This window comes from Dyadobacter sp. BE31 (assembly GCF_031457695.1).
In the GTDB taxonomy this organism is placed as follows: Bacteria; Bacteroidota; Bacteroidia; order Cytophagales; family Spirosomataceae; genus Dyadobacter.
The window spans coordinates 1-21436 of the sequence record NZ_JAVDXA010000005.1; the positions used below are offsets into that span (position 1 = coordinate 1).

Here is a 21436-nt window from a genome sequence, read left to right on the forward strand (position 1 = left end):
TCTTCATCATGTCAAAGAACCTTGCTCCGGCTTCCCAGAACTCGTGGCAGCGACCGTTTTCGCTACCGTTATTCCCGATTGGGAGTGCAAAAGTGGCAGGTTCTTTTTTAAGATGCAAGCGCAGACAGCAAAAAATTGTAAAAAAACTTTTTCACTTTTCGGCAACCGATTGATAACCAGAAATTACCGGTCCGTAATTTTTTCACAAATTTTTGAAGTACTCGATCACGTGCATCTTCAAAAGCGCTTCTTGCTTCAAAAGATTGCCAGGAGGCAGTGCGCGTTCCAGTTTGTAATGAGGCCAGCCATCTTTGTCGGTGTATTCAAGACTATAATAGGACGACAGGCTTAGCACTTTGCATATACCTATATGCATCAGGTCTTGCTTCTGTTCCTTCGAAAATCGCTTCGCACCCTGCCCCAACTCCTGCACACCTATCAAAAATAGGACGCCGTTCAAATCGCCGGGGCGCTTGCCTACCATTTCTTCCAGCTGCCCCAGCAGGTGTTCCCATTGTACTTCCAGTGGTTGGTCTTCTATATTCATTGTACTCATTAGTCTGTGCGCATGCGGGCGATGCCCTATATATATGATGAAATCTGAAATTGTTGCTAATTAACCAACAATGCACACCTTATGTTCTGATCGCGGAATAATATTTAGAAAGGGCCTCTCTTACAAGCCCAGAGATTCAGGATGCTTTTGACGGTTTTTCCTAACTTTGGCTTTTGCTATATATTATAAGTAATTGGAAAAGCATACAACTTTGAACCACAACGATTATCTCTCGACCTTGAATGAGCCCCAACGGGAGGCTGTGCTGCACGGAAATGGCCCCTTGATGATCATTGCGGGCGCGGGTTCAGGGAAAACCAGGGTACTTACCTACCGCATTGCGCGGTTGATCGAGACGGGTGTCGATCCGTTCCGTATTTTGTCCCTCACATTTACCAATAAAGCTTCCGGCGAAATGCGCAGCCGGATCGAAGGCGCTGTCGGTACCGAGGCACGGAACATCTGGATGGGTACTTTCCACTCCGTTTTTGCCAAAATACTCCGCATCGAGGCCCGCTACCTGGGCTATACCAGCGATTTCTCTATATATGATACCGACGATTCGAAGTCATTATTAAGAAGTATCATTAAAGAATATAACCTCGACGACAAGGTTTACAAGGCCAATGTGGTTTTCAACCGCATCTCCGGAGCGAAGAACCGGCTTATTTCCCCGGATGATTACATTAATAATGCAGTGATCCAGGCCGACGACGATGCCGCCAAAATGAAGGAGATCGGCAGGCTGTACAAAACGTACGCAACACGTTGCTTCCAGGCCAATGCCATGGACTTCGACGACCTGCTTTTCAATACCAATGTCCTTTTCCGCGATTTCCCCGACGTATTATATAAGTACCAGCATAAGTTCCAGCACGTGATGGTGGATGAGTTTCAGGATACGAACGTTTCCCAATACCTCATTACCAGGAAGTTATCGGCGGTTCACCGGAACATCGTCGTGGTGGGTGACGATGCGCAGAGTATTTACGCATTCCGCGGCGCGAACATCGAGAATATCCTCAATTTTGAAAAGGACTTCCCCGATGTGCGCGTGATTAAGCTGGAACAGAACTACCGCTCCACAAGCACGATCGTGAACGCGGCCAACTCGGTGATTGCCCGGAACAAGTCGCAGCTCGAAAAGCATACTTTCACTTCTAATGAGGAAGGCTCGCTGATCGATGTGATCAAAGCCGGCTCGGATAATGAGGAAGGCCGGTTGGTGGCAACGGCGATTTTTGAAGAGAAAATGCAGAAATCGCTTCGTAACGAGAACTTTGCGATTTTGTACCGCACCAATGCCCAGTCCCGCTCATTTGAAGAAGCGCTCCGGAAACTGGGCATTAAATACCGCATTGTCGGCGGTCAATCATTCTACCAAAGGAAAGAAATCAAGGATTTGCTCGCATATCTCCGGTTTACAGTGAACCAGCGGGACGAAGAAGCTTTCAAACGGATCATTAATTTACCCAAAAGAGGCATTGGTGATACGACCGTGGCCAAAATTGCGGTAACAGCTTCGGAAAATAATGTGGCCATCTGGGATGTCGTGGCGAATATCAACCAGTTTGGTTCCGGGCGCTCTATTGCTCCTATCGAAGGGTTCGCTACGCTGATCAAGAGCTTCAAAATCCTCGTTGAAGAAGGCAAGGATGCCTACGAAATTTCTTCCCACATTGCCAAAGCCTCCGGAATTCTGCGTGAATTATATGAAGATAAGACCGTAGAAGGTTTTTCGCGCTACGAAAACGTGCAGGAATTGCTGAATGGTATCAAGGAATTTGTCGATAGTGACGAAACGGAGGATAAATCGCTTAGTGCGTTCCTTCAATCCGTTTCGCTTCTGACGAATGCCGACGAGCCGGACGATAATAACGACCACGACCGGGTGACGATGATGACGATCCACTCGGCGAAAGGTTTGGAATTCAGAAATGTATTTATTGTGGGGCTGGAAGAAGACCTCTTCCCGAGCCAGATGATGCTGGAAAGCCGGCAGGATTTGGAGGAAGAAAGAAGGCTTTTCTACGTGGCCATCACGCGCGCGGAAAAGAAATTGTCATTCTCTTACGCCGAGAGCCGTTACCAGTGGGGCCGCCTGAAAATGTGCGAACCGAGCCGTTTTCTGCTGGAAGTAGATCAGAAGTATCTGAATGTGAACAGAATGGTGCAGAGCGCGCTGGAGCGCGATACAACACCTCCAGTAACGACTTTCGCGCGCAACCTGGTACAACGGAAAACAGAGGCCAGGCCGGTTGCGACCGCTGCTACCAGCCACGTGCCGTCCGCCGATTTCGTACCGACCGACACGTTCGATCTCGCCGAAGGTGATAAGGTAGAGCATTTGAAATTCGGTTTCGGGGTGGTGACCAAAATGGACGTCAATGGTACCGATAGAAAAGCGACGGTCAAGTTCGACCTCGTGGGTGAAAAAACGCTGCTTCTCAGCTTCGCCAAGTTGCGGGTGCTGAAATAAATGCGGGAAAAATTGACGAAGTTGTTAAAATTCCAAGCTTTTTTGTAATAAATCTTACCCTAAACTTCACTGATTAAAACCATACATTATGTTTATTGAAAACGATATTCAACAAATAAAGGAAAGAGGAAGCGATTTACGCGTGGTGGAAGAGCAAGTCCGCTATTTTGAAAAGGGCTTTCCGTTTTTGCAATTGTCAAAGGCGGCCACGGTGGGCGACGGTATTATCAGGCTTACGGATGAAGAGATCGCACAGGTAATCAGTGAGTTCGATAAAAGTGCCGCCGATGGGGAAATTGCACTTTTAAAATTCGTACCGGCTTCGGGTGCGGCTACGCGGATGTTCAAATCGCTTTTCGGCTTTTTGCAGGAAGATAAGAAGGACAAATCGGTAGACGAGTTCTTTGCTAAGCTGAAAGATTTTGCATTCTACGAAGACCTGAAAACTTCTCTGGAGGCAGATGGTTACGAAATCGAGTCTGCCGATGAAAAGACGATAGCTTCTTACTTTCTTACTGCCAAGGGATTAGGCTACGGAGAGTTGCCGAAAGGCTTGCTGAAATTCCATAATTATACCGAGCGCTCACGCACACCGCTGGAAGAGCATTTGGTGGAAGGCGCCAAATATGCGAATGCAGGCAGCAATGTGCAGATCCACTTCACGGTTTCTCCGGAGCACCGCGATAAGTTTGAAAAGCTCGTAGTGGAAGTGCTGCCAAGCTATCAGACGCAATACGGCGTTCGCTACATTGTTTCTTTCTCAGAACAAAAAAGCTCGACGGACACCATCGCGGTGAATCTCGATAACACGCCTTTCCGCGAAAAAGACGATTCGTTATTGTTCCGCCCTGCCGGTCACGGTGCATTGCTCGAAAACCTCGGGCAGCTCGATGCCGACATTATCTTCATTAAAAACATCGATAACGTCGTTCCTGACCGCATTAAAGGCGACACCATTACTTATAAAAAGGCGTTGGCGGGTATCGTTTTGAGATATCAGAAGAGAATCTTCGGTTACCTCGATAAGCTCGCCGAAAGCACGGATGCGGCATTGCTCGCAGAACTCGATGGCTTTTTCCGCAATGAACTTTGCGTGATCCCACCGGCCGGTTTTGAATCGTGGAGCGACGAAAAGAAGAAAGAATATTTTGTAGGAAAGCTCGATCGCCCGTTGCGTGCATGCGGGATGGTGAAAAACCAAGGAGAGCCGGGCGGCGGACCTTTCTGGGCTGAGAATGCCGATGGTTCTTCGTCGCTGCAAATCGTGGAATCGGCGCAGGTGGATGTAGATAATGCCGACCAGAACAGCATTTTCAAGAATTCGACGCATTTCAACCCGGTGGATCTCGTGTGTGCTGTGAAGAACAAAAAAGGCGAGCTATACGACCTGAAAAAATTCCGTGATCCGCTAACCGGCTTTATTACAGGCAAATCTAAAGACGGAAAGGAACTGAAAGCACAGGAGCTCCCAGGCTTGTGGAATGGCTCTATGGCCGACTGGAATACGCTTTTCGTAGAAGTGCCGCTGATTACTTTCAACCCCGTGAAAACGGTGAACGATCTGCTTCGCGAGCAACATCAATAGGTTTGAATGCATACCAAATAAAAAATGGTCGGAATCACTTCCGACCATTTTTTATTTGAGCTCATGAGCTTAAAGTTTATAAGAGCTTTCAACCTTAGACTCTGAACCTTAAACTCCTAGCATCAAGGTATCGGTAATACTTTGCTCTCTTTGAAAGTCGACAGGATCACCATCGTTTGTGTGCTGGCAACCTCTTCGATCTCATTGATTTTTTCGAGCATCAGCTTCTGGTAAGTGCTGATGTCTTTGGAAATTACACGAAGCAGAAAATCGCCCGTTCCTGTAATGTGGTGACATTCAATGACTTCGGGAATCGCGTGAATTTTCTCAACAAATGACTCCGTAACTGCCTTACGGTGCCCAACCAGTGAAATCTGAACAAAAGTGCTTACGCCCAATCCAACCTTCTCAGGTTCAAGCTGTGCGTGGTAGCTTTTGATGATCCCCGATTGTTCCAGTTTTTTCACACGTTCCAGCGTCGGAGCGGGTGAAAGCCCTATTTCTTTGGAAAGTTGAGCGTTGGTTATCTTCGCGTTCGTTTGTAAAATCTCCAGTACTTTGCGGTCTATCTGATCTAACTTAATAATGGCCGACATTTCTCTATGACTAAGGTTTATATGACGTGCCCATTTAGGGTACGGCGCAAAACTAATTAGTTTCCCGAAGATTCTTGTAATATTATACTGAAATTTTGTCTAAAAATAGAATTATCGTGGGTGAAATAGGATTTTAGTATTGAAATATTAGGCTATACCAAATGTAACCCGCTTCAACCATACTGGTTACACAGCATATGTTTCTATTTTTTCGAGAAAATCCTGGTAAGTCCGGGTAATACCTTCTTCGAGGTCGATGGTGTGCTTCCAGCCCAATGCGTGCAGCTTGCTTACGTCCATCAGTTTCCGTGGCGTACCGTCCGGTTTATCGGTATTCCATTTGATTTCCCCTTCATATCCGACCACTTGCCGGATCATTTCTGCCAGATGCTTAATGGTAACATCCGCGCCTACACCTACATTCAGGAAGCCGGCCTCATTGTAATTTTGCATCAGGTAATAACAAGCAGCAGCCAGATCGTCGGCGTGCAGGAACTCGCGGAGCGGCGATCCTGTACCCCAGAGCTCTACAAACGGCTTTCCTTCTTCTTTTGCCTCGTGAAATTTGCGGATCATCGCCGGTAACACGTGCGAATTATTCAGATCGTAATTATCATTCGGTCCGTACAAATTGGTAGGCATCACCGAAATGAAATTGCATCCATATTGCGAGCGGTAAGCCTCACACATTTTAATACCCGCAATCTTTGCGATTGCGTAAGGTTCATTGGTGGGCTCCAAAAGGCCAGTGAGCAGCGAATCTTCCTGCAAAGGCTGCGGCGCCAGTTTGGGGTAAATGCAGCTCGATCCGAGGAACATGAGCTTTTTGGCGTCGGTGCGGTACGCGCTGTCGATTACGTTGTTCTGGATGAGCAGGTTATCGTTCAGGAACTCTGCGCGATAAATATTGTTTGCCATAATGCCGCCTACCTTGGCAGCGGCCAGAAAGATATATTCAGGGCGTTCCGCTTCAAAAAATGCCCGCACGTCGGCCTGATTGCGGAGATCAAGCTCTGATGAAGTTCTGGTGATAATGTTGTGGAAACCTTCTTTTTCCAATTTTCTGAGAATAGCGGATCCAACCATTCCCCTATGCCCGGCAATATAAATTTTAGCGCTTTTTTCCACGGTGTTTTTTTAAATTTGTCTTGGAAATCAATATAGAAAAAACCAATTCGTTACAAAAGTAACAATCTTGCCCTGAAGAAAAATTCTATATACATGCAAAGAGTAGCACTGGTCTGCGGCTTTTTTTCAATCTGTCTGTCGGTTTCCGTTTCGGCCCAGAATGGCCAGAAGGACGCCTCTACCCCGTCGTGGCTACCCAAAGAGCAGGTGAAAAAAGATACAGCAGCACGTTCCAATGATCTGAAATCGTTCGTTTCGGGCCTGGATCCGGTGGTTGGCGCCTCGGTGCCGGGCGGTAAGGGCAAGTCCACCAACCTTTCCACCCTGTTCGGCGAAACGATCCCCGACCTGGGGCTTCGGGTAAAAGAATATAAGAGCCAGAAAAAAGACCGCAAGGCGAAAAAGGAAAAGGCGCGTCTTGCCAAAGTACAATATGAGGGTATTCCAATGCAGAGCATGTCCGTCAAATACGGCAGCGGCGACCGCGCTACGGTGGAGAATTTCCATGTATTGAAAGAATATAAGCCCTTGAATGAGTACGTGCGGGCTACCGAAACGCGATGGTATGACAAGAAATCCAGAAAACTGAGCTCTTCGGTGATTAAAGACAAGACGCAGGCATTACCACTCCACGGCTCCTATAAAAAGTATAGCGGCGAAAACCTGATCGAGGAAGGCTACTACTATATGGGTGTGAAAGACGGCCGCTGGGTGAAATATGATACCAAATATAACCTGATCGACAAGGCTGTCTGGAACCGGGGATTCCCCGCCGAATCGCGCATTACTTACTACGACTCCGCGCACACGCAAGTGAAAGAGGTAATGCCGGTCGCATTTGGAGAGGTGGAAGGCGAGTATCTGCAATTTTATAAGGAAGGCCAGCTTGCTGCGAATGGGAAATATGATTCGGGTAAAAAAGTAGGCCGTTGGGTGGAATACTACCAGTTTCGCCGCCAGCGCAAGAAAGAAATTCAATATCCGAAAACTGCCTGGGACGAGGATTTTGAGCCGTTTATTCTCAGAGAATGGGACGACAAAGGCAAACTGGTATACGATCATACCAAAGATCCCCGCGCCTCCGCTGAAGAGGAGGAAACCGAAAATTAGGCAGCGCATGGTTGAAAATCACGCCTCACCTGCTTAATTAGCACGCATGTTTTCATCCTTCCTCCGTTTTGTCAGAGAAAAAAGCTGGCTGGCATGCTTGTTGGGCCTGGTACCCGTTCTGATTTATATTTGGGTATTCAAAGTCATTGCGTTGAATGTCAACTACGTGGCATTCGACGATATCCTTATCCTGGGCATTATTCCCGAATTTTCGAAAGCGGATCTGGCAGGTAAATGGAAGCTGCTGACGACGCTTTTTCCCGAGCACCGGCTGGTATTCTCCCGCTCGGTAATCCTGTTACTGGAAAACACATTCGGTACGGTCAACCTGGTTTGGCCGATGATGATCGCAAACACCTGCTGGGCGCTTTGCGCATGGGTATTCTATTGCGCATTCAGGCATTTACGGCTTTCCATATGGTATTTTGTGCCGGTTATGTGGCTGTGGTTCAATATCCAGTCATTTGAAAACATCTTCTGGGGCGTAAGTTCGCTTTGCAATTTCGGGGTGATCCTGTTTGTGCTTTCTGCGCTCTATTTTGCAGTTTACAAGCCGGAGCGGATTGCCGTTTCGCTGCTTTTCGCCGTTGCGGCCACGTTTACTTACGGCAATGGATTGATGGTTTTCCCTGTGATCGGGCTGCTATTTTTGTTCGGAGGTTACCGCAAACAATTCTTTATCACTCTGGCGACGACACTTGTTATCGCAGTCATTTATTTCATCGACTTCACCCCGATCACTCAAAACCTTGATTTCTCGAACCCGCAGCAGGTAAAGGAAGGCTTCTTCGGGTTCTTCGGGTTTATCGGCTCGTGGGCAACGCTTACAGCTTACGGAACGCCCACATCCGGATTGTACATTGCCGTGGCGATGGGAATGCTGATGATCGCCGCATTGCTTTTTTTATACCGCAAACAATACATTCCACTCTGGAATTCGACCTGGCTGAAAGGGCGCTACACCAATCCAACAGCCCTTTTTGCGCTTGCTATTGCGATTTTTACGGGTATTACGGCCCTCGCCCTCACATACAAACGCATTCCTACGGACACGTTTGAAGGGATGTTTAAAGGACGCTACCGGATGTATTCGACGCTCTGGTGCATTGCCTTATACTTCGGATTTTTGGCTGTCGTACAAAACGCGACTCGAAGAAAACTGGCTCCGGGAATGCTGCTGGCCGCCATTATAATAAACCTCGTATTGCTGCACGGCAACTTCGCCGAAGCGGTAAATGGCCGTCGGGCAGCTATTGCGCAGGAGTTCAATGCGCGTTACAATGTCGATTGGCTGGGTCTCCGCATGTTTTCGATGGACCAGCAGCATTTTGAAAAAATCCGCTCCTATTACCGTTCCGCCGACCCGCTGGCTGAAAACTGGAACCCGCGGGCAGATTCGGTTTCCTGCGCCAAAACTTATCCGCCGGATGAAGTCGGGCAGCTTGGAGATCACATTGTGGTAGGCTTTCACCAGGAATTTTTCAAACCCGAAAAAGACTATTCGGATGGTGCATATGTGATTCTGAAATCAACGGAGCACGTATACGCAGCGCAGCCCAACCAGGCTTCCGTGCCGCTGAAAACGACTATCCGTCGCGGGATGTATTTCAATAAAGGTGTAAACGCGAGTTTTCACAAGGCTAATGTCGAGCCTGGTCTCTATCAGATTTTCCTCCTCGTCCGTAAAAACGGGCGCAATACCATTTACTGCACCGGGAGTACCTGGGAGGAAAAAGAATGATCAGTATTTGTTGCGGACGCCGGTCAGAATGCGTTCCACCTCCTTGCGCACATCGGCGGTAGGCTTGGTGAAATTGTTGTTCATGAAGCTGAAAGCCAGTATTTTACCTTTTTTTGTGATCAAATACCCACTTAGGTTATATACATTGCTCAAACTGCCCGTTTTAGCAAAAATAAAAGGAGGTTCCTCTTTGAAAAGGTTCTTTAATGTCCCGCTCTTCCCTCCCGCCGGCAATATTTGGAATAATCTTTCCTGCGGTACTTTCGCATAGATCTTTTGCAGCAAAGCCACCATTGTTCGTGGGGTGAAAAGGTTATAGCGGCTCAATCCTGAGCCATCTTTCCAAACCGGCTTATCGGGCAAATCGGACAAATGATGCTCTATGGTATGTGCAATGGCTTTTTCGGTGCTCAACGGCAGCTTGTTAGCAGTGGCGTAAAGCAGCATGAGCTGCTCAGCAAGCATATTGTCGCTCACCTGCATCATACGTGCGTACAGCGAGTCCGAAGGAATGCTATTGACCGTCTGCAATTCAATTTCCAGCGGGATGTTGATCAGTTTGATCTCCTTTTTCAACGTATCACTCAATAGCTGCAACATTACCTGGTCGGTCATGTGAACGGGAACGTCCCTGGTAACGCCTTGTGAGCCTGATAGTTTTGAGTGATGAAAGACATTTTGCAATTCCTCTCTCTCAATCCCTGAAACGGCCGTATCCTGCACCATTGCCTTCTGCCAGAAACGCGGATAGGCCCGGTATTGCCCAGCAGGCGTGCTTTTGAAACGCGCAATATTGCCGTAGATCGGCATGGCGGTCACTTCGGGCTGGTAGTAGTCGTTGTAATCGCTCCATGCCCAACCGGGGCCGAAACGTTTATTTTCGAAATGGAACGGTGTAAAAAATATCTGGTCTTTGCGGCCTTTCAGAAAGTCGAAAACCTTGCTGTGCGGCAAATCGGGATGTAATAGCGAAGGGTCGCCGGTGCCGCGAATGATAAGCAGCTCGCCCCATTCGAGGTATTCGAGGCCGGGAATGGAGTCGCCGAGTGCCGACAGGCCCGCGTAAAAGCTGAATAATTTGGTGTTGGATGCCGGAACGAAATACTTATTGTCCTGATACGAGGCCAGCGACTCCTGATCGCCGATGCGTGCAATGGAAACGCCCGTATGTTGCTGGCTGAGAACCGCCGAGCGGTCGATTTCGCGTTTCAGATAGTGGGAGGCCGAACAGCCCGACAGAGCAACAATACTGATGAAGAAGAGCAGCGTGCGCATGGAAACAGTTTAAAATGAACTTTAAACAAAGATAATATTTTCGCTGTATTGGCAAGATCGCCGGTCAAGGGTTTTGAACAATCAGCAGGTAGCCGCCATGCAATGGCACGATGCTGTCGTGTTTCAGGTCAAATTGCGACAAGCATGCAGAGTCGGCAAGGACGTACTTCAGGGAGTCGATTCCGGTGGAAAGCGATAAATGATGATAGCGCTGAAAGTTGGCGTGAATGTCGGCTCGCTGGAATAAATCGTGGCAAATTCCGATTGTAGTTGCTGACGGTACCAGTGTACGTAGCTGTTTCGCATTGGCCGAATGAACATCAGGCGGAATGGTGGCCAATTTCCGGAATGTAGCACCCCAGCATACCAACACGCCGATGCTCAACGCGATGGTTATCAATTGCTTTTTGTGTGCCATAATGAAAGCGATGCGCTGCACCAGCAGGAGTGCAAACAGCAGCGCCACGAAAGGCAGCGCCGGCAAAAGATAATGCGGATATTGCTTGATACTCACCAGCATAGGTACAATGCCTGACGCAGCTACGAGTGCGGTCAGGAGGACATTTTCGGAGACAGCCTTGTCACGGGGAATGCTCCATTTAAAACCGAAGGATAATACGTACAAAATTGCACATGCGATCAAATGCGGCAACAGATTTCGAAGGAGTTCCCACACCAATGTGAAATGGGCTGCCCAGCCGATGCCGGCTTTTTCGCGTTTTTGCAGCAATGCCTGCACCACTTGACCATTGAAATAGGTCGTCATGAACTCGCGAGCCGGTGTGTACGCGAGTATGCCTGCGATGCCCAACGCGATCGCCGTTAGCATGATGAAGGTCGGCCGGAAGGCCTTTGAAAACCCGTAAGAAGGTGTGGAAACAGCATAAATCGCCGAAAATGCGAGCGGATAGAGCCCTACCGGGCCTTTGGTTAAGAACGCCAGCACAATACAAATGCCGGCCAGGAGCGGCCACAATGTACGTTGCTTTTGAGCAGATTCTTCTTTCAGATATGATAATTGAAAATAGCAGGAGGCCAGGCAAAATAGCCCCATGGTACTGTCCAGAAAGTTGTTTGGAATACTATAATAGACAATGGCGACAGTGTACCAACACAAGACAGGTAACCAGTCAAATGCACGGAATGGACTCGCAGGGTCGAGCAATTTTTGCCAGATTTTGGCGACGAGGAGAATGTATCCGGTCAAAATCAGCAAGTTATAGCCGTTTTCGACGGCGGGCGTGTCGCCGAAAATTCTGAAAAGAACGGACTGCAGCCCGAATTGCAGCGGCGGATGCCCGGAAAAGTAAGGGCCGTTGTCATAGGGTAACCAAAATGAATGCGCGAAAAACGGCTGCCAGAATGAGCCGATACCCTCAGACATATTGCGGGCGATGGCCGCGTAGGTTACGCCGTCCATAAACATCGTGTCGTCCACAGAACGCGGCAGAAAAGTGATCAGAATGAAGCTCAGCGTAAAAAGCCAGGGAAGCAATGTGGCATAGCTTTCTTTTTTGCCGGAAGAAAAAATCATGATGCGGAGTGAAATTCTGTCGCTAAATAACGGGTTTTGTGCCTGATAGAATACCTGCCTGGCGTTTCTTTTTACCAAACGTGCGGTTTTCCGCTTTCGATAACGCGCCTAATGCAATTACTTTGCAAAATCTGATTACCACACCGCAAAATGCATTCTGATGACTGATATCCGGTCTGTCCTGAAACAATATTGGGGTTACGACGCTTTCAGGCCGTTTCAGGAGGATGCCATCCAGGCAGTCCTGAATGGTATGGATGCGCTGGTGCTACTTCCTACGGGCGGTGGGAAGTCCATTTGTTTTCAGGTGCCGGTTATGGCTTCGGAAGGTGTTTGCATTGTGGTAACACCGCTCATTGCCCTGATGAAGGACCAGGTAGAGCAGCTCAAACGCAGACATATACCCGCCGCTGCGATCCATTCGGGGATGAGCAAGACGGAAATCGATATTACGCTGGATAATTGCGTTCATGGCAATACGAAGTTCCTGTACGTGTCGCCCGAGCGCTTGCGTACGGACATCATGATTGCGCGCACTAAGCGTATGAAGGTGTGCCTGCTCGCGATCGACGAGGCACATTGTATTTCGGCCTGGGGCTACGACTTCCGCCCCTCCTACCTGCTCATCGCCGATTTCCGTAAGCTTTTGCCCAAAGTGCCGGTGATGGCGCTGACGGCCACCGCTACCGAGGAGGTAAGGGCCGATATTCTCGACAAGCTCGAAATGCGCAATGCGCGGGTGTTCAAGCAGTCGTTCGCGCGGGCCAACCTCTCCTATTCGGCATTCGCGGAGGAAAGCAAAGAGCGCAAATTATTGCAAATTTTACGGAACGTGCAGGGAACGGGGGTAGTATACGTTCGCACACGCAAGCGTACAAAAGAGCTTGCCGACTGGCTGAACCGCCAGGGAATTTCGGCCACAAGCTACCACGCAGGCCTGCCTTTCAAGGACCGTTCGGAGCGGCAGACGGCCTGGATACAGAACCGCATTCGCACTGTGGTGGCCACCAATGCATTCGGGATGGGTATTGATAAGCCGGACGTGCGCGCGGTGATCCATTTCGATTTGCCCGATAACCTCGAAGCCTATTACCAGGAAGCAGGCCGTGCCGGAAGGGACGAAAAGAAAGCCTATGCCGTGGCGCTTTTTAATAAAATCGACCTGGAAGAGCTCATGGACAGCATCGAGCGGAAATATCCGCCGGTGGAAATGCTTCGGCGGGTATACCAGGCGCTGGCGAACTACTACAAGATAGCGATCGGTGCCGGCGAGTTATCAGGTTTTGATTTTGATATTCAGGAATTCGCCGGAATATTCGGGTTGCCGGTGAATGAGACCCATTATGCATTGAAACTGCTTGAAGAAGAAGGCTTTGTGCAGCTCAGCGAGAGTTTCGGCGATTCTTCCAAAATCCATTTCCTGGTCGATAACCGGGAATTGTACGATTTTCAGATACGCTATCAGGAGATGGATTCGTTTATCAAACTGATCTTGCGGATGTACGGCGGGGAGCTTTTTACCGAGTACGTGCGCATTTCCGAAACGGAACTGGCGCAGATCCATTTTGCCAATGTACCCGAGATCCTGAGGAAACTGAAATTCCTGGCCGAACGCGAAATCATCGACTACGAGCCAAGGAGAGACAAGCCCCAGCTCACATTTCTGACACCGCGCTATGATTCTTCTTTACTGCCGCTGAATGTTTTTGAAATACAAAAGAAAAAAGACCGCGACCTGCAAAAGGCGCAGGCCGTGATCCGGTACGCGTCGCATACCAAACGGTGTCGTACGTTGCTTTTGCTGGAATATTTTCATGAATACGATGCGGAGGAATGCGATGTGTGCGATATATGCATCCAAAACCGAAAGAATGAGACGATGCGCGATGCCATCGGTGACGCCGATTTGGCCGAGCGGATCATCGCGCAATTGCATCGTGAGGGGCCAATGCTGCCCGCGGAACTTAGCCAGGCATTTGAAAATTTGCCCGGCGATATGTTCCTGAAAGCATTACAAGAACTAATCCAGGAGGAGGCGATCCATTACAACGAACAGGGAATGCTGACCCCGACTAACAAAACTCAACCTTGAAAACCTCATTACTTACCACAACACTATGCGGTCTGATGGCTGTGCAATGCGCTGTCGCTCAACAGATTCCAGGCCTGCAATTCAGTAACTACGGCGGCTTGTACCGGTCGACCTACAACCCGTCGGTGCTCGGCGGGCCACGGCATAAGTTTCAGATCAATGTCCTTACGCTCGGCGGCAGCATCAAATACCGCTATTTCCGTTTCATAGGGGAAAACTCATTCCTGTATCCCCTTCTGGCACCGCATTCCACGAAAGAGCTTTACGGGCGCTCGCGTACGATGGGCTCGCTTACCTATAAGGACCCTATTTTCCTGGCCGGTGAGATCCGCTGGCCGTCGGTATCATTTGCATTGGGTAAATACCACGGTGTGGCCGTGCAGCTGCGCACGCGCGGCTTTGTGGTCGGGCGGAATATCCCCTCGGCCATCGATAATTTGTACACGAAAAGGCTCGATACGGGCAGTATACCGTCGGTTTCCGATGAAGCCTGGGGCGATTTCAGCCTCGTCCAGCAGAGTTTTTCCGACCTGAGCTTTTCTTACGGGGCCCAGCTACTGGATATCGAAGGGCATAAATTCCGCGTCGGCGTGACGGTAAAACGCGTCTTTGGGGCGCGTGTCGCTTATCTGAAAGGAAATGCGGATCGGTATAGCATTAATCCTGTCAGCAGCAGCAATCCGGATGTGAGTCAGCTTGAAATCGATAATTTGACCTATGAAAGCGGATATAGCACGCCCAATCGCAAAATGAGTGTCGGAAACCTGTTCGATTCGGGCAAATATGGCTCCGGCTGGGGGTATGATCTTGGTTTTTCTTATGAAATCGGCTCGGTTTGGAAGGACCGCAAGGAAGTTTATAACGATAGCCCCGATTATCTGATCCGGCTTGCGGGCTCATTGACGGATATTGGCTCTGTAAAATACAAAACGGGCGATTCGAGGGTTGTGAAAGGGACGCATAGCGATGTCGTTGTGGGCCAAACGCAATTGGAAACGATCAGCGACCGTGGTCCTGAGGGGTTTATGAGCCTTTTCCCGAGCGATACCAGCTCCATACTGGCCCAGAAGGCGAAATTGCCCCAAGCCCTCAATCTCGAAGCTGATTTGCAGGTTTTCCACGGTTTCTTCCTGAACATTTCGCATACGAGCCGTCTTAGCGGAGGTGGTAAGCAATCAACTGGCAGCCTGTCTGATGGTCGGCAGTCATTAGATATGTACGTGCCCAATACTTTTATCATTACGCCACGCTTCGAAGATGAAGATTCCGGCCTTTCGTTCCCGATTTCTTTCATTCAGGGAAATAATAGGCCTTCAATCGGTCTTGCCGGGCATTTTGGGCCGGTATTCCTCGGTTTCAGCAATGTAAATGGCCTGATGAAAAGCGGCGGGGCACGCGGGAGTATGATGTACATCGGGTTCACCGCGTGGAAGGCATCTCGTAAAAAAGACAAGGATTGATATGAAAACATCGTCTGCCCTACTCCTTTTAGCAGTTTTCTTCCCACTGATGCTGCTCGGGCAGCACGATCAGCACACCCATCAGCCTGTCGCCGCCGATGTGGAGCCGCAGCCCTTGCTGGCGCAGGCGATGCGTTTGCAGGAAGCCCTTTCGTTTTCGGGCAATGCGCTGCAAGCTGCCGATGCCGCGAAGCTGAAAGCATTGGAACGCGGCCCGTTGTCGCAAGAAACCGTCACGCAGATCCAGGCCATTCTTGATCCCTATTGCCTGAATGTGGTCCATATCAACCCGGAAGGGCGTGTAAAAGTTGACCGCGGAGCTGCGAAAGCGGTGTTGGTACAGGGCGGCTGGACGGCTTTTCTGGTTAAAATCCATAATGAGGCGGGTATTACGGCCAAATTCGAAGCCACAAGCCCGAACGCACAGAAGCCTTTTCATTCTCCTTCCTTCGAGCACAGGGTCAAAAAAGAGCATGAATTGACCGAGGGGCAGGTTGCTAATCGGTTTCTGGATATTCAGATTTATGCCGGACGGCCTTTGCAGGCAAATTTGTCGGGTTTGAAGCTTGAATATGCCGTGGTTCAGATCTATTCCAAAGATGCGGGCAAGCGGGAAGCCGAAATCGCCTACAACGCCGGCCAGGGCTCGCAGGACATTGGTTTCCGTAATTCCACTCATATTTTGTTTGATGCGAAGCCTGCCGTAAAAGTCAGTTTTGATGTAAAAGACGACGATGGAACGCCTGCTATGGCTTCCTTCCTGATCACCGACGGGCAAGAGCATGCATCCGGCAAATTTAAAGGTATTTACCCGCTGCCATCCCGTCGTGTGGCCGCCTTCGACGAATATCCCGATTTCTTTTTCCAACCTCAGATTTACCGAAAAAGCGGCGAGCATGTGACATTGCCGCCCGGCCAATACAAGGTCACGTACACGCGCGGGCCCGAGTACATTCCGCAGACGAAGGAAATCGTCGTTCCGGAAGGCAGGGAGGCCATTAAGGTAGATTTTCAGCTGAAAAGGTGGATCAAGCTTGCCCAACTCGGCTGGTTTAGTGCTGACCACCACATTCATGCCGCCGGTTGCAGCCATTACGATAGCCCCACCGAGGGCGTCGATCCGAAAGATATGTTCCGGCAGGTGCTGGGGGAGGATTTAAATATGGCGGCGAATCTGGCCTGGGGACCGAGCTGGTACCATCAGAAAACGTTTTTTACGGGTAAGGACCACCCGCTGTCGGCCCCCAAAACGGTCATGCGTAACGATGTGGAGGTTTCGGGCTTTCCGTCGTCACATGCGGGGCATATCGTATTGCTGAGGATTAAGGAGGATGATTATCCCGGTACGACCACCATTGAGCAATGGCCCAGCTGGACCGCGCCGGTACTTTCCTGGGCCAAATCGCAAGGCGGCGTAGTGGGCTATGCGCACTCAGGCTGGGGATTGGAGCCGATGGAAGCGACAAACAAACTTCCCAACTACATCACGCCCAAGATGGACGGGATCGGTGCGAATGAATACGTGGTGACGGTTACCGACGGTCTGATCGACTTTTTCAGCGCTGGCGATACTCCCGCACCCTGGGAGCTCAATATGTACTACCACACGCTCAATTGCGGCTTTAAAACGAGGCTAAGCGGAGAAACCGACTTCCCGTGCATCACCGACGCGCGCGTGGGCCAGGCGCGGAGCTATTTCAAACCTAAGAATGCGATGGATTACAACGGATACGTGGAGGCCCTGCAACTGGGCCGAAGCTACGTTTCCGACGGGAAATCGCACATTATGGATTTTAACGTCAATGGTATGGAGGCAGGCACGGGCGATAGCGAAGTACTGATGAAAGCACCGGGTAATGTGAAAGTATCGGCCAAAATCGCCGCCTATTTGCCCGAAAAACAGGATGGCGCGGGAGAGAAAATAGCCAAGTCGCCCATTACGGAAAAGCCTTACTGGGACATCGAGCGGTCGCGGATACGCCAATCACGGACGGTGAGGGCGGAACTGATTTTTAATGGAGTGCCTGTTGACACCGTTGAGGTACAGGCAGATGGAAAATTGACGGACATTAGTTTTTCGCCCAAAATAGCCCGGTCGGGGTGGCTGGCGGTGCGCATTTACCCCAGCTCGCATTCAAATCCGGTTTTTATAAAAATCGATAACCAGGCTATCGCCGAAAAGCAGAGTGCGGAATGGTGCCTGGCGGCATTGGAGCAGTGCTGGAAAATGAAGGAGCCGAATATCCGCGTTGAAGAGCGAAAAGCAGCCGCTGAGGCTTATGAGAAGGCGCGGAAAGTATATCGCGGGCTAATAGCCGGCGGAAGCAAATAGGAAGGTTATTCAGGCGTAGTTTCGGCCTTTTTGGAGCGGAATAACCCGCCTATGCGGCTGAACATCCGTTTTTCAAACTCCCAGAAGAAGTTGAATTTGCCCCAGATCCAGCCCCAGGCTAGTAATATGACCTGGTACAGCGGCAGGATGATGAGGATATTCACCGACCAGCGGAGCCAGGCCGGGGAATTTTCGGTCAGCCCGATCAGCTCGAAAAGCCAGCGTTTGACGTAGAGGACCGAAAAACCGGTACAGGCGAAAACGACCAGAATAATGAGTACATCCCACCCATTCCGGACGTTCCAGCGCTGTTTCAGTTTTTCGATCATCGGCTATTATTCATGAAAGAAATCCAGGTGCTCGGGTTTGATCACCTCTTTATCCAAAGTTAAGAATTCTTCCCAAAAGGCATCGTTTGGAACGCCCGCGCGGCAGATAACCGGCTCTTTTTTAACCGGATGCTCAAAATAAAGCCTCCTTGCGTGCAAATTGATGCTGCCGTCCGGATTGCCTTTGGGATAACCATACTTCACATCCCCGCGGATCGGGCAGTTCATCGATGCCAGCTGTACGCGGATCTGGTGCGGCCTGCCGGTGACGGGCATTACTTCCAGCAAATGGAACTTGTTGATCTCGCCGATCCAGCGGTATGAAAGCTCTGCACGCTGCGAGCCGGGTACTTCCTGGTCGTGGGCGGTAGTCACATTGCGGGCCTCGTTTTTGGTAAGCCAATGCACGAGCTTGCCCTTCTTCTCGGCAGGCTTGTTTTTCACAACGGCCCAATAGGTCTTCTGAACGTCACGTTTGCGGAAAATCTCGTTCATGCGTTCGAGCGCCTTAGAGGTGCGTGCGAACACCACAAGCCCGCTCACGGGGCGATCCAGGCGGTGTACAGTGCCGAGAAACACGGCTCCCGGCTTGTTATATTCCTCCTTAATATAGTCTTTGACCATATCGAGCAGGCACGTATCGCCGGTAACATCGGCCTGAACCAGAATACCCGGCTCCTTATTGACGATGATCAGGTGATTATCTTCGTAAACAACCCGAAAAGGTTTTTTAGCCATATTATTAGTTTAATACTTTTTAAAAGGTCAGTATGATTCCGATTCGTTCGGGAATGACCTTCCTTTTACATCTGAAATATAATTGGTGATGGCGTTGGTCATAACGCCATTCAAATCGGCATAATGGCGCAAAAAGCGCGGTTTGAACTCCTTGTTGATACCCAGCAAATCGTGGATCACGAGCACCTGGCCATCGGCATGAGGCCCCGCACCGATCCCGATCGTCGGGATTTGAATGCTTTCAGAGACTTGTTTGGTCAGTTTCGCCGGGATTTTTTCGAGTACTACCGAGAAGCAACCCACTTCTTCGAGCATTTTGGCATCCTCGATCAGTTTTTGCGCCTCGGCTTCCTGTTTCGCGCGGACGGTGTAAGTCCCGAACTTGTAAATAGATTGCGGTGTAAGCCCTAAATGCCCCATTACAGGCACTCCCGCACTTAGTATGCGCGTCACTGAGTCTTTAATCTCCAACCCGCCTTCGAGCTTCACAGCGTGTGCGCCGGATTCTTTCATAATACGGATCGCAGAGTTCAATGCCTCGCGGGAATTGCCCTGGTACGAGCCAAACGGCAAATCCACGACAACCAATGCACGTTTCACAGCACGCACTACGGAAGATGCGTGATAGATCATCTGATCGATCGTGATCGGCAAAGTCGTTTCGTGACCAGCCATGACATTGGAAGCAGAATCGCCCACCAGGATCAGCTCAACGCCGGCTGCATCCACGATTCCCGCCATGGAATAGTCATAGGCGGTAAGACAGGTTATTTTTTCGCCACGGTTCTTCATTTCCTGAATCACGTGGGTCGTAATGCGCTTGATATCAGCAGTATGTACAGACATGGTGGTTATCGGTAATGGTAATCGAAAATCGTTAAGTCTAGTGTGGTCATTGTAGTCAGGTATTGTCAGGAGTGGCCAAGTGTGGTCATTTATGGTCAGATGCTGTCATGTGTAATTGGGAGGAGAATTTGCAGGTATGGTAAATTACACCCCTAACAATAAATGACTATTCCTGACTACAAATTACCTGTTCTACTATTCCTGACAACGCCTGACTATTCTTGACTCTCCTTCCCAAGACGTCACAGCCAAGTAGAAACGCTACCGGTGTATCAGCCAGTTTTCGGGGTTCAGTCGTGAGGTATTTTTCCAGATCTGGAATTGTAATTCCGAGGTGCCGTCGCTGTCGGTGGCTACCCGGCCGATATTTTCACGTGCTTTTACCTTTTGTCCGGCACGTACAGCCACACCGGCCATTTTGGCGTAAATCGTCATATAATTCCCATGCTGGATCGCTACCACGCTTCCCATTCCGGGCAGCTCGGTTACGTCAAGCACCGTTCCGTCATAAACCGACCTCACCGACTCCCCGGCGGTCGTTTGAATGTCAATTCCAAGGTTATCCACCATCACACCCTTCAAAACGGCATGGGGGCGCTGGCCGAAATGGCTGGATACAAAGCCCTTTACCGGCCACGGAAGGCGATTCTGCGAAGCCGTGAACGACGAGGCCAATGTGGTTTCTTCTTCGCTCATACCACTCGAAACGACCGGCTCCTCTTCTACTTCTTTCGGCGCTTCTACTGCTGCTTCTCCTTTTTTCTCCCGTTCGGCATTCTCGCGGGCAATTCTTTCGCGTTCAGCCTTCCTGCGCGCCTCACGCTCCTCGCGCTCGCGACGTTCCCTTTCGAGGCGTTCTTTGCGTTCCCGCTCGGCAATGCGGCGGATACTGGCTTCCAAAAGGTCGGTAGCGCGTTTATTTTCAGCAATTTGCTTCCTCAGCTCAACTTCTTTCAACGAGAGTTCCTGGATCACCTCGTTCTGTTTCACTTTCAGGCCTTCCAGCTTGGTATTTTCGGTAACACGTGTGTCCAGCACGTTTTTCTGCTGATTCTTCTTGGAAGTAATGCGCTGACGTTCAGCCATTACTTGTTTTTGCAAAGCATCAATCTCTTTGGCCCGGCCCTGACGTGCCTCGGTATATTGTTTCAAGTATTTGTACCGGAGCACAAACTGGTTGAAAGTGCCCGCCGAGAACAGGAAAACAAGTTGATTGAAATAGGCGTTCCGTTTCGACGCCTCATAAATCATATGACCGTACTCCTGTTTCAGCACCGCAAGGCTGCTATCCAGCGACTGGCGCCGTTTTTCGAGCACTCTTAGTTCCCTGTCAAGGATTTCCAGGTCGTCGGTAAGGAGGTCTATCTGCTTTTTGTAGGTGTTAATCTGCTGGTTCAGGGCTTTCAGTTGGCCTAGGTTGACGTTCTTTTGGGAAGAAGTCTGTTTCAAGATGCTCTGAATCTCCCTGATCTTGCCCTGGTTTTCAGCTTTTTCCCGCTCCAATTGCTCACGGGTCTTCTGCGCAAATGCACCTGCGCATGCACAAAGCACGAATGTAAGCACTAACCAAAAACGACGGCTACCAGGGGTACGAAAGGGCATAATATTGATTCTTGCGGCCAAAAATACATCTCA

General features: G+C 49.8%; 16 protein-coding genes. 7 read left to right on the forward strand and 9 right to left on the reverse strand.

Annotated features, from left to right (window positions below; genetic code table 11):
• Nucleotides 1–202 precede the first annotated feature (202 nt).
• Nucleotides 203–547: a hypothetical protein gene (locus J2Y43_RS23225; RefSeq protein WP_309988946.1), complete on the reverse strand. Its 345-nt coding sequence runs from the start codon at nucleotides 545–547 to the stop codon at nucleotides 203–205.
• A gap of 202 nt (nucleotides 548–749) precedes the next feature.
• Here J2Y43_RS23225 and J2Y43_RS23230 point away from each other — a divergent pair, with 202 nt between their 5' ends.
• The gene (locus J2Y43_RS23230) at nucleotides 750–3035 is read left to right on the forward strand and encodes a UvrD-helicase domain-containing protein (protein WP_309988942.1); all 2286 of its coding nucleotides are present in this window, start codon (nucleotides 750–752) and stop codon (nucleotides 3033–3035) included.
• Nucleotides 3036–3123: 88 nt separating this feature from the next.
• The gene (locus J2Y43_RS23235) at nucleotides 3124–4620 is read left to right on the forward strand and encodes a DUF4301 family protein (RefSeq protein ID WP_309988938.1); all 1497 of its coding nucleotides are present in this window, start codon (nucleotides 3124–3126) and stop codon (nucleotides 4618–4620) included.
• A gap of 122 nt (nucleotides 4621–4742) precedes the next feature.
• Here J2Y43_RS23235 and J2Y43_RS23240 read toward each other — a convergent pair whose 3' ends face one another.
• On the reverse strand, nucleotides 4743–5216 hold the full coding sequence (locus J2Y43_RS23240; RefSeq protein ID WP_015813234.1) for an Lrp/AsnC family transcriptional regulator: 474 nt from the start codon (nucleotides 5214–5216) through the stop codon (nucleotides 4743–4745).
• Between the two features lie 186 nt (nucleotides 5217–5402).
• A complete protein-coding gene (locus J2Y43_RS23245; RefSeq protein WP_309988928.1) occupies nucleotides 5403–6344 on the reverse strand; it encodes a GDP-L-fucose synthase in 942 nt (313 codons plus the stop codon).
• 93 nt (nucleotides 6345–6437) lie between these two features.
• On the opposite strand from J2Y43_RS23245, the gene J2Y43_RS23250 reads away from it, so the two are divergent.
• Together J2Y43_RS23250 and J2Y43_RS23255 are read left to right on the forward strand one after the other, a co-directional pair.
• A complete protein-coding gene (locus tag J2Y43_RS23250) occupies nucleotides 6438–7454 on the forward strand; it encodes a hypothetical protein (RefSeq protein ID WP_309988926.1) in 1017 nt (338 codons plus the stop codon).
• A gap of 46 nt (nucleotides 7455–7500) precedes the next feature.
• A complete protein-coding gene (locus J2Y43_RS23255; RefSeq protein WP_309988923.1) occupies nucleotides 7501–9195 on the forward strand; it encodes a hypothetical protein in 1695 nt (564 codons plus the stop codon).
• Here the strand turns inward: J2Y43_RS23255 and dacB are convergent, their stop codons facing one another.
• Nucleotides 9196–10470: a D-alanyl-D-alanine carboxypeptidase/D-alanyl-D-alanine-endopeptidase gene (dacB, locus tag J2Y43_RS23260; RefSeq protein ID WP_309988919.1), complete on the reverse strand. Its 1275-nt coding sequence runs from the start codon at nucleotides 10468–10470 to the stop codon at nucleotides 9196–9198.
• A gap of 64 nt (nucleotides 10471–10534) precedes the next feature.
• Nucleotides 10535–12004, reverse strand: coding sequence for a glycosyltransferase family 39 protein (locus tag J2Y43_RS23265; protein ID WP_309988917.1), 1470 nt, complete (start codon nucleotides 12002–12004; stop codon nucleotides 10535–10537).
• Between the two features lie 160 nt (nucleotides 12005–12164).
• Between J2Y43_RS23265 and J2Y43_RS23270 the strand changes: the two genes are divergently transcribed.
• The 3 genes from J2Y43_RS23270 to J2Y43_RS23280 are packed head-to-tail and all read left to right on the forward strand — an operon-like array spanning nucleotide 12165 to nucleotide 17888.
• Entirely contained in the window at nucleotides 12165–14096 is a 1932-nt protein-coding gene (locus J2Y43_RS23270; RefSeq protein WP_309988914.1) for an ATP-dependent DNA helicase RecQ, read from the forward strand.
• The gene (locus J2Y43_RS23275) at nucleotides 14093–15556 is read left to right on the forward strand and encodes a DUF5723 family protein (RefSeq protein WP_309988911.1); all 1464 of its coding nucleotides are present in this window, start codon (nucleotides 14093–14095) and stop codon (nucleotides 15554–15556) included. The genes J2Y43_RS23270 and J2Y43_RS23275 overlap by 4 nt, the downstream gene beginning before the upstream one ends.
• Before the next feature lies 1 nt (nucleotide 15557).
• Nucleotides 15558–17888 carry a CehA/McbA family metallohydrolase gene (locus J2Y43_RS23280; protein WP_309988909.1) on the forward strand — a complete coding sequence of 777 codons (2331 nt, stop codon included), beginning with the start codon at nucleotides 15558–15560 and terminating at the stop codon, nucleotides 17886–17888.
• A 5-nt stretch (nucleotides 17889–17893) separates the two neighbouring features.
• Here J2Y43_RS23280 and J2Y43_RS23285 read toward each other — a convergent pair whose 3' ends face one another.
• The 4 genes from J2Y43_RS23285 to J2Y43_RS23300 form a co-directional block, all read right to left on the reverse strand.
• Nucleotides 17894–18217, reverse strand: coding sequence for a DUF6787 family protein (locus tag J2Y43_RS23285; protein ID WP_309988907.1), 324 nt, complete (start codon nucleotides 18215–18217; stop codon nucleotides 17894–17896).
• A gap of 6 nt (nucleotides 18218–18223) precedes the next feature.
• Nucleotides 18224–18955 carry an RluA family pseudouridine synthase gene (locus J2Y43_RS23290; protein WP_223406131.1) on the reverse strand — a complete coding sequence of 244 codons (732 nt, stop codon included), beginning with the start codon at nucleotides 18953–18955 and terminating at the stop codon, nucleotides 18224–18226.
• Between the two features lie 27 nt (nucleotides 18956–18982).
• Nucleotides 18983–19801, reverse strand: a complete 819-nt coding sequence (gene panB / locus J2Y43_RS23295; RefSeq protein WP_106599455.1) for a 3-methyl-2-oxobutanoate hydroxymethyltransferase — start codon at nucleotides 19799–19801, stop codon at nucleotides 18983–18985.
• 261 nt (nucleotides 19802–20062) lie between these two features.
• Nucleotides 20063–21403 carry a murein hydrolase activator EnvC gene (locus J2Y43_RS23300; protein ID WP_223406127.1) on the reverse strand — a complete coding sequence of 447 codons (1341 nt, stop codon included), beginning with the start codon at nucleotides 21401–21403 and terminating at the stop codon, nucleotides 20063–20065.
• Between the last annotated feature and the right edge of the window lie 33 nt (nucleotides 21404–21436).